The 15,087-nt window shown below is 72.7% G+C and carries 15 protein-coding genes; 8 read left to right on the plus strand and 7 right to left on the minus strand.

The window, feature by feature from the left end:
- Nucleotides 1-110: 110 nt before the first annotated feature.
- Nucleotides 111-1,220: a DegT/DnrJ/EryC1/StrS family aminotransferase gene (locus ACZ6IM_RS03685; RefSeq protein ID WP_469554069.1), complete on the plus strand. Its 1,110-nt coding sequence runs from the start codon at nt 111-113 to the stop codon at nt 1,218-1,220.
- Between the two features lie 89 nt (nt 1,221-1,309).
- On the opposite strand, the gene ACZ6IM_RS03690 is transcribed toward ACZ6IM_RS03685, so the two are convergent.
- The 6 genes from ACZ6IM_RS03690 to fabG all read right to left on the minus strand — a co-directional run bounded on the left by ACZ6IM_RS03690 (nt 1,310) and on the right by fabG (nt 7,889).
- Nucleotides 1,310-2,662 carry an NDP-hexose 2,3-dehydratase family protein gene (locus ACZ6IM_RS03690; protein ID WP_052842834.1) on the minus strand — a complete coding sequence of 451 codons (1,353 nt, stop codon included), beginning with the start codon at nt 2,660-2,662 and terminating at the stop codon, nt 1,310-1,312.
- A gap of 79 nt (nt 2,663-2,741) precedes the next feature.
- Nucleotides 2,742-3,689 carry an NAD-dependent epimerase/dehydratase family protein gene (locus ACZ6IM_RS03695; protein ID WP_469554071.1) on the minus strand — a complete coding sequence of 316 codons (948 nt, stop codon included), beginning with the start codon at nt 3,687-3,689 and terminating at the stop codon, nt 2,742-2,744.
- Nucleotides 3,677-4,294 carry a dTDP-4-dehydrorhamnose 3,5-epimerase family protein gene (locus ACZ6IM_RS03700; RefSeq protein ID WP_052842833.1) on the minus strand — a complete coding sequence of 206 codons (618 nt, stop codon included), beginning with the start codon at nt 4,292-4,294 and terminating at the stop codon, nt 3,677-3,679. Before ACZ6IM_RS03700 ends, ACZ6IM_RS03695 begins: the two co-directional genes overlap by 13 nt.
- Nucleotides 4,295-5,617 (minus strand): activator-dependent family glycosyltransferase, encoded by a 1,323-nt coding sequence (locus ACZ6IM_RS03705; RefSeq protein ID WP_052842832.1) that lies wholly within the window; start codon nt 5,615-5,617, stop codon nt 4,295-4,297.
- An 86-nt stretch (nt 5,618-5,703) separates the two neighbouring features.
- On the minus strand, nt 5,704-7,056 hold the full coding sequence (locus ACZ6IM_RS03710; protein ID WP_052842831.1) for an SRPBCC family protein: 1,353 nt from the start codon (nt 7,054-7,056) through the stop codon (nt 5,704-5,706).
- Between the two features lie 47 nt (nt 7,057-7,103).
- The gene (gene fabG, locus ACZ6IM_RS03715) at nt 7,104-7,889 is read right to left on the minus strand and encodes a 3-oxoacyl-ACP reductase FabG (protein WP_469554074.1); all 786 of its coding nucleotides are present in this window, start codon (nt 7,887-7,889) and stop codon (nt 7,104-7,106) included.
- Between the two features lie 238 nt (nt 7,890-8,127).
- Between fabG and ACZ6IM_RS03720 the strand changes: the two genes are divergently transcribed.
- The 6 genes from ACZ6IM_RS03720 (at nt 8,128) to ACZ6IM_RS03745 (ending at nt 13,493) form a co-directional block, all read left to right on the plus strand.
- On the plus strand, nt 8,128-8,484 hold the full coding sequence (locus tag ACZ6IM_RS03720; RefSeq protein WP_052842829.1) for an antibiotic biosynthesis monooxygenase family protein: 357 nt from the start codon (nt 8,128-8,130) through the stop codon (nt 8,482-8,484).
- Nucleotides 8,481-9,755 (plus strand): beta-ketoacyl-[acyl-carrier-protein] synthase family protein, encoded by a 1,275-nt coding sequence (locus ACZ6IM_RS03725; RefSeq protein WP_052842828.1) that lies wholly within the window; start codon nt 8,481-8,483, stop codon nt 9,753-9,755. The genes ACZ6IM_RS03720 and ACZ6IM_RS03725 overlap by 4 nt, the downstream gene beginning before the upstream one ends.
- Entirely contained in the window at nt 9,752-10,990 is a 1,239-nt protein-coding gene (locus tag ACZ6IM_RS03730; protein WP_052842827.1) for a ketosynthase chain-length factor, read from the plus strand. The genes ACZ6IM_RS03725 and ACZ6IM_RS03730 overlap by 4 nt, the downstream gene beginning before the upstream one ends.
- A gap of 105 nt (nt 10,991-11,095) precedes the next feature.
- Nucleotides 11,096-11,374, plus strand: a complete 279-nt coding sequence (locus ACZ6IM_RS03735) for an acyl carrier protein (protein WP_052842826.1) — start codon at nt 11,096-11,098, stop codon at nt 11,372-11,374.
- Complete coding sequence (locus ACZ6IM_RS03740) at nt 11,371-12,444, plus strand: ketoacyl-ACP synthase III family protein (RefSeq protein ID WP_469554077.1); 1,074 nt, start codon at nt 11,371-11,373, stop codon at nt 12,442-12,444. Before ACZ6IM_RS03735 ends, ACZ6IM_RS03740 begins: the two co-directional genes overlap by 4 nt.
- Entirely contained in the window at nt 12,441-13,493 is a 1,053-nt protein-coding gene (locus tag ACZ6IM_RS03745) for an acyltransferase domain-containing protein (protein WP_469554078.1), read from the plus strand. The genes ACZ6IM_RS03740 and ACZ6IM_RS03745 overlap by 4 nt, the downstream gene beginning before the upstream one ends.
- 84 nt (nt 13,494-13,577) lie before the next feature.
- Here ACZ6IM_RS03745 and ACZ6IM_RS03750 read toward each other — a convergent pair whose 3' ends face one another.
- Nucleotides 13,578-14,438 carry a class I SAM-dependent methyltransferase gene (locus ACZ6IM_RS03750; RefSeq protein ID WP_052842824.1) on the minus strand — a complete coding sequence of 287 codons (861 nt, stop codon included), beginning with the start codon at nt 14,436-14,438 and terminating at the stop codon, nt 13,578-13,580.
- Between the two features lie 206 nt (nt 14,439-14,644).
- Between ACZ6IM_RS03750 and ACZ6IM_RS03755 the strand changes: the two genes are divergently transcribed.
- A complete protein-coding gene (locus ACZ6IM_RS03755; RefSeq protein WP_030181370.1) occupies nt 14,645-15,079 on the plus strand; it encodes an ester cyclase in 435 nt (144 codons plus the stop codon).
- Nucleotides 15,080-15,087 lie beyond the last annotated feature (8 nt).

Below are 15,087 nucleotides of genomic sequence, written 5' to 3' on the forward strand. Positions count from 1 at the left end.
ACTGGGAATAGAGGAATGCCGGGGGTTGTGAAGCGTCTTGGCAGTGTGATGTGCTGCCAGGGGACCGTGACATCCTGCGGCAGGCATCGGTAATGGGAGGGAAAGAAGCAATGACCACTCTCGTATGGGACTATCTACAGGAATACGAGAACGAACGTGCCGATATTCTGGACGCCGTGGAGACGGTCTTCAGCTCGGGCCGGCTCGTCCTCGGCGACAGCGTGCGCGGCTTCGAGCAGGAGTTCGCCGCCTACCACGGCGCCGGGCACTGCGTCGGCGTCGACAACGGCACCAACGCCATCAAACTGGCCCTCCAGTCGCTCGGCGTCGGTCCCGGGGACGAGGTCGTCACCGTGTCCAACACCGCGGCACCCACCGTGGTGGCCATCGACTCGGTCGGCGCCACCCCGGTCTTCGTCGACGTGGACCCGGACACCTACCTCATGGACACCGACCAGGTGGCCGCCGCCCTGACGCCCCGGACCCGGTGCCTGCTCCCGGTCCACCTCTACGGGCAGTGCGTCGACCTGGCGCCGCTGGAGCGGCTCGCCGCCGAACACGGCCTGCTCGTCGTCGAGGACTGCGCACAGGCCCACGGGGCCCGCCGCGACGGCCGGCTCGCCGGCACCACGGGCGACGCCGCGGCGTTCTCCTTCTACCCGACGAAGGTGCTCGGCGCCTACGGCGACGGCGGCGCCGTACTGACCTCCCGGGACGACGCCCACCGCGCGCTGCGCCGGCTGCGCTACTACGGCATGGAGGAGCGCTACTACGTCGTGGGCACCCCGGGCCACAACTCCCGCCTCGACGAGGTGCAGGCGGAGATCCTGCGGCGCAAGCTGCGCCGCCTGGACGACTACGTGGCCGGACGGCGGGCCGTCGCCCGGCGCTACGAGCAGGGGCTCGCCGGCACGGACCTCGTGCTGCCCCGCACCGCGGCGGGCAACGAGCACGTGTACTACGTCTACACGGTGCGCCACCCCCGGCGCGACGACATCATCGAGGCACTCAGGAAGTACGACATCGAGCTGAACATCAGCTACCCCTGGCCGGTGCACACCATGACCGGGTTCGCCCACCTCGGCTACCGCCAGGGCTCGCTGCCCGTCACCGAGGAACTGGCCGGCCAGATCTTCTCGCTGCCCATGTACCCGGCCCTCGCCCCCGACGTCCAGGACAAGGTGATCAGCGTGCTGCGCGACGTGCTGGCCGGTCTCTGAGCCGGTGCGGCGCTCCTGGCACGGCACGCCTCGCACACCGAAGGCCCGGCGGAGGGGTCCGGCCGGGCCTTCGGCGTCGTGCACGCGGGTCAGCCGGTGAGGGGGGCCGCCTCGACGCCGCGCAGACACGCCACCAGGCTCCGTGCCTGCACGTTCAGGTAGTGGCTGTGCCTCAGCAGCTCGGTCAGCTGATGCATGGTCAGCCAGCGGTAGTCGGGGTGGCCGGGGTCCTCGGGCACGTCGCTGTCCACGATCAGGTAGCGGTTGCGGGCGTGGAAGAAGCGGCCGCCCTCCTCGGAGAGCACGGCCTCGTAGCGGATGCGGTCGGCTGCGGCCGACAGCACCTCGTCCAGATGGCGCGGTCTGGCCCCGGGCGGCAGCCATCCGTAGCTGTCCGGCACGCACTGCACGGTCGGCGCCAGCTCGACGACGTCCGCGTAGCCCGGTTCGGTGCGGGCGTGCATCAGCACGTGCGGCACTCCGTTGAACTCGCGGTGCAGGAAGGCGATGACCCCGGTGCCGCGCGGCTCGATCATCGGCTGGTGCCACGTGGCGACCTCCCGCCCGGCGGCGGTCACGCGGACCCCGATGACGTCGAAGAAGCCGCCGCTCTCGTGCGAGTAGCCCATCTCGGTGTGCTGCCACTCGTCCAGCGCGTTGAGCGCGATCCGCTCGGTGTGCACGGTGGCCAGGGAACGGGTCCCGGCGATCCAGCTCAGCACGTCGGTCATGCGGTGCAGGGCGCCGTCCGGACGGGACGTGTGCGGCAGGCAGGCCAGTACGGTCCGCGCGTCCATGTTGATGACGTCGTCCCGCGCCAGCAGCCGGTACACCTGCCCGAGCGTGAACCAGCGGAAGCCCTCCAGGACCTCCACCTCGCCGGCCGTCTCCACCACCATGTTGCGGTTGCGCTTGCGGAAGAACCAGGCGCCCTGCTCCGACTGCCGTACGTCCGCGATCACCCGGTGCCGTGCGGTGTCCCGGAAGTAGTCGAGGTACGGCACGGGCTTGCCCTTGTGGACGCCGGTGTAGTTGCTCCGGGTCGCCTGCACGGTGGGGGAGAGCTGCAGGCCGCCCGGGTTGCCCGGTTCCGCCTTGGCCTGCATCAGCAGGTGCGGCACCCCGTCGAACTCCTTGACCAGGATGCCCAGGATGCCGACCTCGGGCTGGTCGATGATGGGCTGGTCCCACCAGGGCACGCTGTTGCCCGGGATCTGCACCCGCAGGCCGTGCACCGTGAAGAACTTGCCGCTCCGATGGCGCAGATCACCGGTCACCGGTGTCTGGTACCACTGGTCGAGGGCGGCCAGCGGGATGCGCTCGGCCGTCGTGTAGATCTGCTCTCCGTACCGCGCGAACCAGTCGTCGAACCCCGCCAGGTCGGTCTGCGGGCTCGCCAGCGCGGCCGCCGACCTCGCGATACGAGCCGTCACATCGGCCATCTGCGCTCCTCAGCACTCGTGTGCACGCCTCTGGTCTCCCTCGTGGTGGACGGGGCGCGGGCCGGCCCGCCCGGGTGGCTCATCCGGCAGGTGTCTCCCACGTCGCCCGCATGGTCTCGGCCAGCGGGACGCGCGGCTTCCAGCCGAGCAGTTCGCCGGCCAGGCGGATGTCGGCCAGGGTCCAGCCGCCGCCCTTGCTGGAGACCGGCCCGTCCTCGACCCGGAGCCGCCCGGGCGGCAGCCCCGACGCGGAGACCAGCAGATCCACCAGTTCCCGCATGGAGGTGGCCTGCCCGCGGCCGATGTTGACGACCCGCCCGGTCACCGGCGACGCGACGGCGAGGACCACGGCCTCGGCCAGGTCGCGCACGTCGACGAAGTCCCGGCGCGCGTCCGCGACCCGCAGCACCACCGGCCGGTCCGCGTCCGCGGCCCGCAGCCGTTCGACCACCGAACCGAGGAAGCTCGCCCGGGTCGTGTGCGGTCCGCACACGTTGACCGCGCGCAGCACCAGCGCCTCCAGCCGGCCGGCCCGGGCGGCGTCGAGCACCAGCTGGGAGCCGGACAGCTTGGTCCGGGCGTAGCTCGTGGCCGGCCGCGGGACGAACTCCTCGCCGACCGCGGTGGGTTCGGGGACGGGCCCGTACTCGTGGATGGATCCCACGTGGACGAGACGGGGCCGCCCGGCCGTCAGCTCCAGGGCCGACAACAGACGCTCGACCAGGGTGATGTGCGCGTAGCGCATCTCCTGCTCGGTCGTGCCCCAGCCGCCCGTCACATTGACCACCGCGCCCACCCGGTGCCGGGTCAGCAGGCCGGCGAGGTCGGCGGGCGGCACGGCCGCCACGTCCAGGTCGGCGAAGACCCGTCCGGCCACCGCCGGCGCGCGGTGCCGGGCGACGGCCAGCACCTCGTACCCCTCGCGCTCCAGCGCGTCGCCGACGCAGCGGCCGACGCAGCCGGTGGCACCCAGCACCGCGACCCGGGTTCCCGCGGACGCCGCGCGGTCACCGATCAGGGCCGCCACAGTGCGGCCTCGATGTCACGGCACTTGTCGTACTCGGGCAGTCCGCCCTCCGCCCGCACCTGCGCGAGCAGGGGCGCCGCCGTGTCCCGGGCGGACAGCAGGGGCTCCACGTCGGCCGGGATCGGCAGGCCGAGCGCGGGATCGAGCGGTGACAGCGAGAGCTCGTTGTGCGCCTCGTAACTCCCGGAGAGCATGTACGACATCACCGTGTCGTCCTCCAGGGCGACGAAGGCGTGCCCGACCCCGACCGGGAAGTACATCGCGCCGAACCCCTCCGGGTCGAGCACGGTGGAGTCCCAGCGGCCGAAGGTGGGCGAGCCGACCCGGATGTCCACGACGATGTCGATGGCACGGCCCCGGGCGCAGTACACGTACTTCGCCACACCCGGCGGGGTGACGGTGTAGTGGATGCCCCGTACCGTGCCCCGGCGCGACTTGCTGTGGTTGGACTGCGCCACCCGGAACAGCGGGTGCCCGAGGGCCTCGACGAACGCGGGTTCCTGGTAGGGCGAGGTGAACAGACCGCGCTCGTCCTCGAAGACGGGCGGGGTGAAGGCGTACGCGCCGGACACGGCGAGTTCGCGGAACCTCACGGCGGCAGCCATCTACCGCTCCTCTCGGAGAGTGCCGTCGGAGCCACGGGCCGCGCGGTGCTCGGCGACCAGCTTCTCCAGCAGCGGGACGATGTCGTTGGGGCTCGGCGTGCCGACCATCTCCCGGCGGATCCGCGCGCAGTTCTCGGCGAACGACGGCTCGTCCAGCAGGCGCAGCACGTGGTCGCGCAGCTCCTGCGCGGTGTAGTGGTCCGGGTCCTGCACGTACAGCCCCGCGCCGGACTTCTCCAGCTGCTTGGCCTTGTGGATGGTGTCCCAGACCATGTCGGGCACGATCAGCTGCGGGACGCCGTGCGCCAGCGCGGTCTGGAAGGTGCCCGAGCCGCCGTGGTGCACCACCGCGTCGCAGGTCGGCAGCAGCGCGTTGAGCGGCACGAAGTCCACGGCCCTGACGTTGTCGGGCAGTTCCAGCCCGGCGAGCTGCTTGGCGTTGAGCGTCGCCACCACCTCGACGTCCAGCTCGGCCAGCGCCGACACCAGCTCGCCGATCGAGGCCCGGTCGCCGTCCAGCACCTCGCGGTGGGCCACGCCCAGCGTCAGGCAGACCCGCCGCTTCTTCGGCGGCTCGTGCAGCCAGTCCGGTACGACGGCCTGCCCGTTGTAGGGGATGTAGCGCAGCGGCACGAACGGCTGCCTGACCGGGAAGCGCATCGACGGCGGTACCGGGTCGATGGTCCACTGCCCGACCGCCACCTCCTCCTGGAACTCGGCTCCGTAGCGGCCGAGCGTCCAGGTCAGCCACTCGCGCAGCGGATCGTCCCGCTGCTCGGGCAGCCGTTCCGCCTGGAGGTCCAGGAAGGTCTCGCGCATCCGCCCCAGCAGGTCGAGCCCGAACAGCAGCCGGGCGTGAGCGGCGCCGGTCACCTGTGCGGCCACCGGTCCGGCGAAGGACAGCGTGTCCCACACCACCAGGTCGGGCTGCCACTCGCGGCTGAACGCGACCAGGTCGTCGATCATGCGCTCGGGGCAGGAGTTCTGGAAGGCCATCGCCGTCATCGCGGTGAACACGCCGAGCACGTGGTCCCACGTCAGCATCTCGGGACGGGTCTCCGTCATGTCCATCCCGGCTTCCGCCTGGCTCTCCATGATCTCGGCGTCCTCGCCCAGGCCCTCGTTCACCCGCTGCATCTGCTCCTCCAGCAGCAGCGGCTCACCGACGCAGACGGCGGTCAGACCGGTACGGGTGATGTCCTCCGCCAGGTCGGGCTGGCTGGCGACACGCACCTCGTGGCCGGCGGTCTGGAGGGCCCAGGCCAGCGGCACCTGGGCATGCATGTGGGACTTCGCGGCGAACGTGGTGAACAGGACCTTCATCTATCTCCCCTTTGTCGCGAGTGGTGGGCCGGCCCCGCGGGGCCCGTGCGGTCCCCGACTGCGGGCACGGCCCGGCGCGGTGGGCCTCACTGCCCGTCGTGGCCGACGTACCGGTGGCGCACCAGCCAGCTGTCGCCGTCGGCGACGAGGACGTCCCGGCACGACGTGCTCAGCCGGAGCACGGGCGCGGCACCCGCCGACGTCGACAGGACCAGGGCGTCGTAGGCGGTGCGCACCGAACCGTCCGGGAACCGCCAGGCGGCCGGCAGGCCCAGCCAGTGCCGGCGCACCGTGCCGGGGGGTGCCGCGGGCCGCTCGCGCACCGCCGCGGCGATCGACGTCCGCCCCCGCACCGGCTCGGTGAACGAACTCTGGCCGAAGACCCCGTCGTCGGTGAACGTGCCGGCCCAGGCGTCCCCGTCGCCCTCGTCGAGGAGCCGCATCTGCCGGGCGTAGAATTGCTGGAGGGAGGCGTACTCGGCCGCGGCGACCGGCTCGGCGCGGCCCAGCCGCTCCGCGAACTCCTTGGCGTGCCGCATGGTGATCGTGCTGTTGCCGCCGAGCGCGTCGCGGATGAAGGCGCGGGCGTCGGCGACCGTCGCGGAGGGACCGAGCACCTTGGTGACGGCCGCCGCGTTGACCACCACCGTGTGCCGGGAGACGGCCACGCTGCCGGACGGGGTCTCGCGCACCGTCCACTCGCCGGTGTGCACGGACATCAGGGCCGGCGTCTGCGACTGCTTGTACGTGATGCGACCGTCGGGCAGGCAGATCCGCACGGAGGCCGTGGTGTGCGTCGAGCCGTCGGGGGTGCGCGTGTCCATCTCCAGGTGCTGGACGTCCGGTGTGTCCTCCTTCAGCAGCACCCGGGCCACGTGCGGGAGCCGCTCCTGCCACCGTCCCGCGTCGTGCAGGAAGTTCCGTACCTCCTCGGCCGGTGCGTCGACGTGCACGGTGTCCTCGAAGGTGTAGGGCTCGGTGTCGCCGCCCACGCGCAGGGCCGCGGACTCCAGCGCGGCCAGCTCGGCGCCGCTGTTGCGCTCGATCGCCTCCAGGATCCAGGCGACGTTGCGCTCCAGGCCGTCGACGGCACGGAAGTCGTGCAGCAGCCGGACCCGGGAGCCGCCGTCCGGCAGCGCCTGAACGATCCACTCCCCGCCCATCGCGGCCACCGGGGCCTGGGAGACCTCCTGGCGGAACCGGATCCGCAGCCCCTCGCGGTCCAGCACCCGGCGTGAGGTCCAGGACTTCACCTCGCCGTTGGCGGTGGCCCAGATCCGCAGCCGCTCCTCACCGCCCGACCGCTCCAGGTACTCCACGTGCAAGGTCGGCGGAAAGACGTGCGGCCAGTCCTCGGCCCGTTCCACCAGGGCGAAGACGGTCTCCGGCGCGGCGGCCACCGTGATCGTGTGCTCGGTGGTGTGCAGCTCGTGCGTCATCCTGATCCCCTCTGTCCGGCCGCGGCCGCGCACGGCCGGGCCCGCTGTCAGTAGTTGCCGAGCCCGCCGCAGACGTTCATGGCCTGGGCCGTGATCGACGCGGCGGTGGGGGACAGGAGGTAGCCGACGAGTCCGGCGACCTCGTCCGGCGTGGAATAGCGTCCGAGGGGGATCTTCGCCTCGAACCTCTCCAGCACCTCCTCCTCGCTGATGTCCCAGGCGCCGGCGTATCCCTGGCGCACGCGCTCGGCCATCGGCGTCTCGACGTACCCCGGGCAGACGGCGTTGACGGTGATGCCCGTCTTCGCCAGCTCCAGGCCGAGCGCCTTGGTGAAGCCGATGACGCCGTGCTTCGACGCCGAGTACGGCGCCCCCAGGGCCACGCCCTGCTTGCCGCCCGTCGAGGCGATGTTGACGATGCGTCCGGCGCCGCGCTCCAGCATTCCGCCGGTCGTCAGCACCTCACGGGTCACCCGGAAGACGCTGTTGAGGTTGGTGTCGATCACATCGAGCCACAGCTCGTCCGTGATGTGCGCGCTCTGGCCTCCGCCGCTGCGGCCCGCGTTGTTGACCAGTACGTCCACCGGACCGAACCGCTCCCTGGCCGCCTTCACGAAGGCGCCCACCTGCTGGGTGTCGCGCACGTCGCAGGAGACCCCGTCGACGTCCGAACCGGCCTCGCGCAGCTCCTTGACGGTGTGGGCGACCCGGTCGCCGTCACGGGCGCAGATGAAGACCCGCGCGCCCTCCCCGGCCAGGCCGCGCGCCACGGCCAGGCCGATTCCGCTGGTGGCACCAGTGACGACGGCGACGCGCTCTGCTGCGGGCGACATGGCGGCTCCTCGGCTATTCCTGCGGTGGGGTGTCGGACGACTGCGAGGGTTTCAGCGGCCGCTCGAAATGCGCTCGACCCCCGGCCCGGCTCGCGCTCCAGCGGCCTTCCACCCGCATGCGAGACCCGGCGCGCAGCGTGGAACGACACGAACGGCCGCGCGATGTCAAGCGGTGCCGAGGCACCCGAAAGGGTCAATCGAGATGCCGGGCGACACCGGGCCACGAGGGAGGCCATTGATGACGGAGCACGAGTCAGACGCCAGGGAGGACGGCGCCGTGACCTTCGTGAACACCTTCACGGTGCATGCCGACACCGAGGTGTTCGAGGAGGAGTTCGCGCGGACGTCCGAGTTCATGGCGAGGCAGCCGGGCTTCGTCCGGCACACCCTGTGCCGGCACGCGGAGCGGCCCGGTCAGTACGTCAACGTGGCCGAGTGGAAGGACGTCGCCTCCTTCCGGGCGGCCGTCTCGCACCCCGACTTCACGCCCCACGCCGGCGCCCTGCGCGCACTGAGCGAGAGCCGTCCGGAACTGTACCTGGACCGTCTGCGGCGCGACGGCGGGGCGACGGCCCGGGCCGAGGCGGGGATATGACGGGCCGCCGCCGGGTGGTCGTCACCGGGCTCGGCGTGATCGCCCCGGGCGGCATCGGTACGAAGGCGTTCTGGGAGCGCATCGTCTCCGGCGTGTCCGCGACCCGGACCATCACGGCCTTCGACCCGGCACCCTTCCGCTCGCGGATGGCCGCCGAGTGCGACTTCGACGGGCTCCGCTGGGGACTGTCGGCGCGCGACACCGCCCGCCTGGACCGCGCCACCCAGTTCGCGCTGGTCGCCGCCCGCGAGGCGGTCGCGGACAGCGGTGTCGAGATCGACGAACGCAACGCGCACCGTACCGGTGTCAGCCTCGGCTCCGCGGTGGGCTGCACCCAGAAGCTGGAGGAGGAGTACGTCGCGCGCAGCGACGGCGGGCGGCAGTGGCTCGTCGACCACGCGGCGGGCACCCCGTACCTGTACGACTACTTCGTGCCCAGCTCCATGGCGGCGGAAGTGGCCTGGGAGGCCGGCGCCGAGGGGCCGGTGGCGCTCGTCTCCGCGGGCTGCACCTCCGGCCTCGATTCCCTGGGGCACGCGGTCGGACTCATCCGGGAGGGCAGCGCCGACGTCATGATCGCCGGTGGCAGCGACGCCCCCATCGCGCCGATCACGGTGGCCTGCTTCGACGCCATCAAGGCGACCTCGCCGCTCAACGACACGCCGGACCACGCCTCCCGGCCCTTCGACCGGACCCGCAGCGGGTTCGTCCTCGGCGAGGGCGCGGCCGTCCTCGTCCTGGAGGAGCGGGAGTCGGCCCTGCGGCGAGGGGCGCAGGTCTACGCCGAGATCGCCGGCTTCGCCGCCCGCGCCAACGCCCACCACATGACCGGCCTGCGCCCCGACGGCCTGGAGATGGCCGCCGCGATCACGGGCGCGCTCGACGACGCCGAGACCGGACCGGAGGCCGTCGGCTACGTCAACGCGCACGGCACGGCCACCCGGCAGAACGACATCCACGAGACGGCCGCGATCAAGCACAGCCTGGGCGAGCACGCCCACCGGGTCCCGGTCAGCTCCATCAAGGCGGTCATCGGGCACTCGCTCGGCGCCGTCGGCTCCATCGAAGCCGCCGCCTCCGCCCTGGTGATCCGGCACGGTGTGGTGCCGCCCACGGCCGGACTCCACGAACCCGATCCGCAACTCGACCTCGACTACGTGCCGTTGACCGCGCGTGACCAGCGCACCGACACCGTACTCACGGTGGGCAGCGGCTTCGGCGGCTTCCAGAGCGCGATGGTCCTCACCGCCTCGGAAGGGAGGCGGCCATGACCGCCCCGGCCCCCACCCCGTCGGCCGTCGTCACCGGAGTCGGGGTGCTCGCGCCCAACGGCGTCGGGACGGGGGAGTACTGGCAGGCGACGCTGCGCGGCGAGAGCGGCATCGGCCGCATCACCCGCTTCGACCCCTCCTCCTACCCCTCCCGGCTGGCCGGCGAGGTCACCGGCTTCTCCGTGCGCGACCACGTCCCCAGCAGGCTCGTCCCGCAGACCGACCGCACCACGCAGTTCGCCCTGACGGGTTCCGACTGGGCACTCGCGGACTCCGGACTGGACGCCGGCAGCCTGACCGCGGACGAGCGCGGGGTGGTCACCGCCAGTGCCTCCGGCGGATTCGAGTTCGGCCAGCGCGAGCTGGGCCACCTGTGGGGCAAGGACCCCAAGCACGTCAGCGCGTACATGTCCTTCGCGTGGTTCTACGCGGTCAACTCCGGCCAGATCTCCATCCGGCACGACCTGCGCGGCCCGACAGGAGTCCTCGTCACCGACCAGGCGGGCGGCCTCGACGCCGTCGCCCAGGCCCGGCGCCGCATCCGCGGCGGCACCCCGGTCATGCTGACCGGCGGCATGGACGCCTCGCTGTGCCCGTACGGCCTCGCGGCGCAGATCTCCGCCGGGGTGCTCAGCGAGAGCGACGACCCGGCCCGCGCCTACCGGCCGTTCGACGCCGCCGCCGACGGTCACGTGCCGGGCGAGGGCGGCGCGATCCTGACCCTGGAGGAAGGGCGGCGGGCCCGGGAACGCGGGGCACGCGTCTACGGCGAGATCGCCGGATACGCCGCCACCTTCGACCCCAGGCCCGGCTCGGGCCGGCCCTCCAACCTGGAACGGGCGGTCCGGGACGCGCTCGCCGACGCGGGGCTGCGCCCCGGGGACATCGCCTTCGTCCTCGCGGACGGCGCCGGCGAGCCGGAGGCCGACCGTGTCGAGGCGCAGGCCCTGAGCGCGGTCTTCGGGCCGGGCGGCGTGCCGGTCTCGGTCCCCAAGACCATGACAGGGCGCCTCTACTCGGGCGCCGCGCCGCTCGACCTCGTCACCGCCCTGCTCGCCCTGCGCGACGGTGTCGTCCCGCCGACCGTCCACGTCGACACGCCCGCCGCCGGCTACGACCTCGACCTCGTGACCGGCCGCCCCCGGCCCGTCGACGGGGACGCCGCCCTCGTCCTGGCCCGGGGCCGCGGAGGCTTCAACAGCGCGATGGTCGTACGGCGTCCACCGCGGGCGTAGACCGCGACCGCGGCGGCCGGCCGGGCGGCCCGTCCCCCCGTCCGTCGCTCCGGGCCCCACGAACCTCGCCGTCACCGTAGGAACCTCACAGCCATTGGAGACGTCATGTCCGCTTTCACCCTTGAGGACCTGTTCACGATCATGCGGGAGTGCGCGGGCGAGGAGGAGTCCGTCGACCTTGCCGACACCGCCGCCGGGCAGGAGTTCGCCGAGCTGGGCTACGACTCGCTGGCCCTGATGGAGGCGCTCAGCAGGGTCGAGCGCGCCCACGGCGTCGAGCTGCCCGAGGAGACGCTGGGCGAGGCGCTGACGCCCGCCGCGTTCGTCGACGCCGTCAACGCCGCACTCGCCGCCCGCACTCCCGCGGTGGAGGCCGCCGGATGACCGAGGCGGTCCCGGCGCCGGACATCCTGATCGCGGGGTGCGCGGCCTGGCTGCCGCCCCGCACCCCGGCCGCGGACGCCGTCGCGGCCGGGCAGTGCGACGAGGCGCTGGTCACGACCACCGGCATGGTGTCCGTGGCCGTCGCCGAGGACGAGCCGGCGCCCGAGATGGCGGCCCGGGCCGCCCGCAGCGCCCTCGAACGCGCGAGGCTCGACGACGTGTCGCTCATTCTGCACGCGAGCTTCTTCTACCAGGGACACGACCTCTGGGCGCCCGCCTCCTACGTGCAGCGGGCCGCCGTCGGCAACCAGTGCCCCGCGATCGAGGTCGGCCAGGTCTCCAACGGCGGCATGGCCGCGCTCGGCCTCGCGGTGGACCACCTGCGGGGCGGCCCGGCGGCCGGCGAGGAGGACCGGCGCGTCCTGGTGACGACCGGCGACGCCTTCCGTCCCCCGGGCTTCGACCGCTGGCGCAGCGACTCGGGCACCTTCTACGGCGACGGGGGCACCGCCCTCGTGCTCTCCTCGCGCGAGGGATTCGCCCGCGTCCGTTCCATCGCCACCGTCTCCGCTCCGGAGCTGGAGGCGATGCACCGCGGCGACGACCCCTTCGGCAGCGCCCCGTTCAGCCACCGGCCGGTGGTCGACCTGGACGCCTGCAAGAAGGACTTCCTGGCCACCCGCCGGGTGACCCAGGTGATCGCGGCGAGCGGAGCCGCGCAGGACGCCGCCGTCAAAAGGGCCCTGGCCGCGGCCGGGGTCACGCTCGCCGACGTCGACCGCTTCGTCCTTCCCCATCTGGGCCGCAAACGACTGCGGGCCGGGTACCTGACCCGCTTCGGCATCGCGGAGGAACGCACCACCTGGGAGTGGAGCCGCACCGTCGGGCACCTCGGCGCCGGCGACCAGATCGCCGGCTTCGACCACCTGGTCTCCTCCACCGGCCTGAACTCCGGAGACCTGGTCGTCTGGATGAGCGTGGGCGCCGGATTCACCTACTCCTGCGCGGTCGTCGAGATCCTCGACAGACCCGGCTGGGTGAGCCCCGGGGCCGTCGGAGCCGCCGTATGACCCCCGCCGGGACCCGGCCCGCGGGGCCGCCGCTGCCCGTCGCGCTGCTGCTGCCCGGCCAGGGGTCCCAGCACGTGCGGATGGCCGCGGGGCTCTACGGGCACGAGCCGGCCTTCAGCGCGGCGATGGACGAGTTCTTCGACGCGGCGGGGGCGGAGGGCGCCGCGCTGCGCCGGGACTGGCTGGCCGAGCGTCCCGGCACGGACATGGACCACGTCACCCGGTCCCAGCCGCTGCTCTTCGCCGTCGGTCACGCACTGGGCCGGACGGCACTGGACCGCGGACTGCGTCCGGCGGCGCTGCTGGGACACAGCATCGGGGAGATGGCCGCGGCCACCCTGGCCGGGGTGTTCCGGCCCCGGGACGCGGCCGGCCTGGTCCTGGACCGGGTGCGCCGGCTGGCCGGAGCCCCGCCGGGCGGCATGCTGGCGGTGGCCGCGTCCACGGCGGAGGTGGCGCCGTACCTGAGCGGGCAGGTCGTCGTCGGCGCGGTCAACGCCCCGCGCCAGACCGTGCTCGCGGGACCCGACGAGCCGCTGGACGAGGCCGGACGCGCGCTGCGGGAGGCGGGGTTCGTCTGCCGCCGGGTGCCGTCGCTCAGCCCCTTTCACAGCCCCGTACTCGAACCGGCCTGCCGCGGCGCGGCCGAACGCTTCGCCGCGGTGGAACGGCACACTCCGTCCGTGCCTGTTCTCTCCGCCTACACCGCGGCCCCGCTCGGCAGGTCCGACATCGACGATCCCGGCTTCTGGGCGCGGCAGCCCGTGGCCCCGGTGCTCTTCTGGCCCGCGCTCGAGGCGCTGCTGGCGGGCGGGGACCACCTGCTGGTGGAGGTGGGGCCGGGCCAGGGGCTGTCCGCGGTGGCCCGTCGTCACCCGGCCGTCCGGCGGGGTACCAGTGCCGTGGTGTCGCTGCTGCCGGCCCGGCCGGGGGCGCCGGAGGCGGACCGTGCCGCCCTGGACGCCGGGCTGCGCCGCCTGGAGGCGGCCGGACACCCGGTGGTCCGTGGGTCCGGGCACTCCGGTACCCCGGAGCACTCCGCCGTCTGACCCGCACGGCGCGGCTACGGCTCGTCCCCGCCCTTCGACGGGCGGGGACGAGCCGTACCAGCGCCGTGCGGCGGGGCGGCGCCGTCAGGCGCCGACCGAGGCGGTGACATAGCGCACGGGTGTGTCGATCACCAGCGGACCGTCGCCGTCGCGCATCGCGTCGAGCGAGGTGATCAGCCGTTCGCGCAACTGCTGCCGCTTGTCGTCCGCGAGGTGGGTCCAGAGCAGTCGCATCCCCTGGGTGTGGGACCAGTCGACCCACGCCAGGCCCGACTCGGCGACCAGACGGACGGGTTCGTCGACGACCGACACGTCCCGGAAGCCGGCCCCCTCCAGGGTGCGGGCGAGATCGGCCGGGTCGGCGAGCCAGCTGTTGAAGCGCTGCTGGAGGCGTTCGGGCTGCCACGCCGGGGGCAGGTCGAGCAGCAGCTCACGGGGGATCAGCTCGGTGAAGACCGGAGGCAGGAAGGGGAAGGTCTCGTCGCTGAAGACCGGGCTGGTGAAGGCGATCCGGCCGCCGGGCGACAGCAGCGGGGCGTAACGGGCGAGGGCCGCGGGGGCGTCGGGCAGGAAGATCACGCTGTAGCTGCCCAGGACCACGTCGAAGGAGCCCGGCGCGAAGTCCGGGTGCTCCCCGTCCATCACGCGCAGCTCCACCGTGGTCGCGCGCCGCAGCGCCGCCTCCTTGGCGGCCTCCTCGATCATCGCCTCGGCGACGTCGATGCCCACCACGAGACCCTCCGGCCCCACGCGTTCGGCGGCCGGGAAGACACAGGCCCCGCGCCCGCAGCCGACGTCGAGGACCCGCTCGCCCGGCCGGGGAGCCGCGTGTTCCACCAGGCGCCGGCCCATCGGAGTGAAGAACTCGACGCCGAGCCGGTCGTAGGACGCCGCGGCGCTGTTGAAGGCAGCCGTCACTTCGGATTTGTACGTGGAGGTGTCCACTGGCTCTCCCGCTCTGTCGGTGGACCCACCACCTTCCACGTCATGTCTCGGGCTCGGATCGAGGGCTCTTGGAGCCCCGCTGGAATGTGGCTGGACAAAAAGCAAAGAAATATGCGGGAGGCCGGTCGGGTCTTGCACCCTGCGGGGTTCTTTCCTAAGACTTGCGAACGGCAGGCACCACCGCATCAATTCGAAAGGGAGAAAAGGTGAGCGATCAGATAGCGGCCGTCCGGCGCATGGTGGAGGCGTACAATACCGGGAAAACGGACGACGTGGCCGAGTACATCCATCCGGAATACATGAATCCGGGCACCCTTGAATTCACCTCGCTGCTGGGCCCCGAGCTTTTCGCGGTCAATGTCGCGTGGGTCAAGAGGACGTTCTCCGAGGACGCGCGCCTGGAGGAGGTGGCCATCGAGGAGAACGGCGACTGGGTCCGTGCCCGGCTGGTGCTCTACGGGCGGCACGTCGGCGAGATGGTCGGCATGCAGCCCACCGGGCGCCTGTTCTCCGGCGAGCAGATCCATCTCCTCCACTTCGTCGACGGCAAGATCCACCACCACCGCGACTGGCCCGACTACCAGGGCACCTACCGGCAGCTCGGTGAGCCGTGGCCGGTGGCGGAGCACCGCCGTCCGTGACCGGGGGT

Source organism: Streptomyces sp. NPDC042336 (assembly GCF_055581985.1).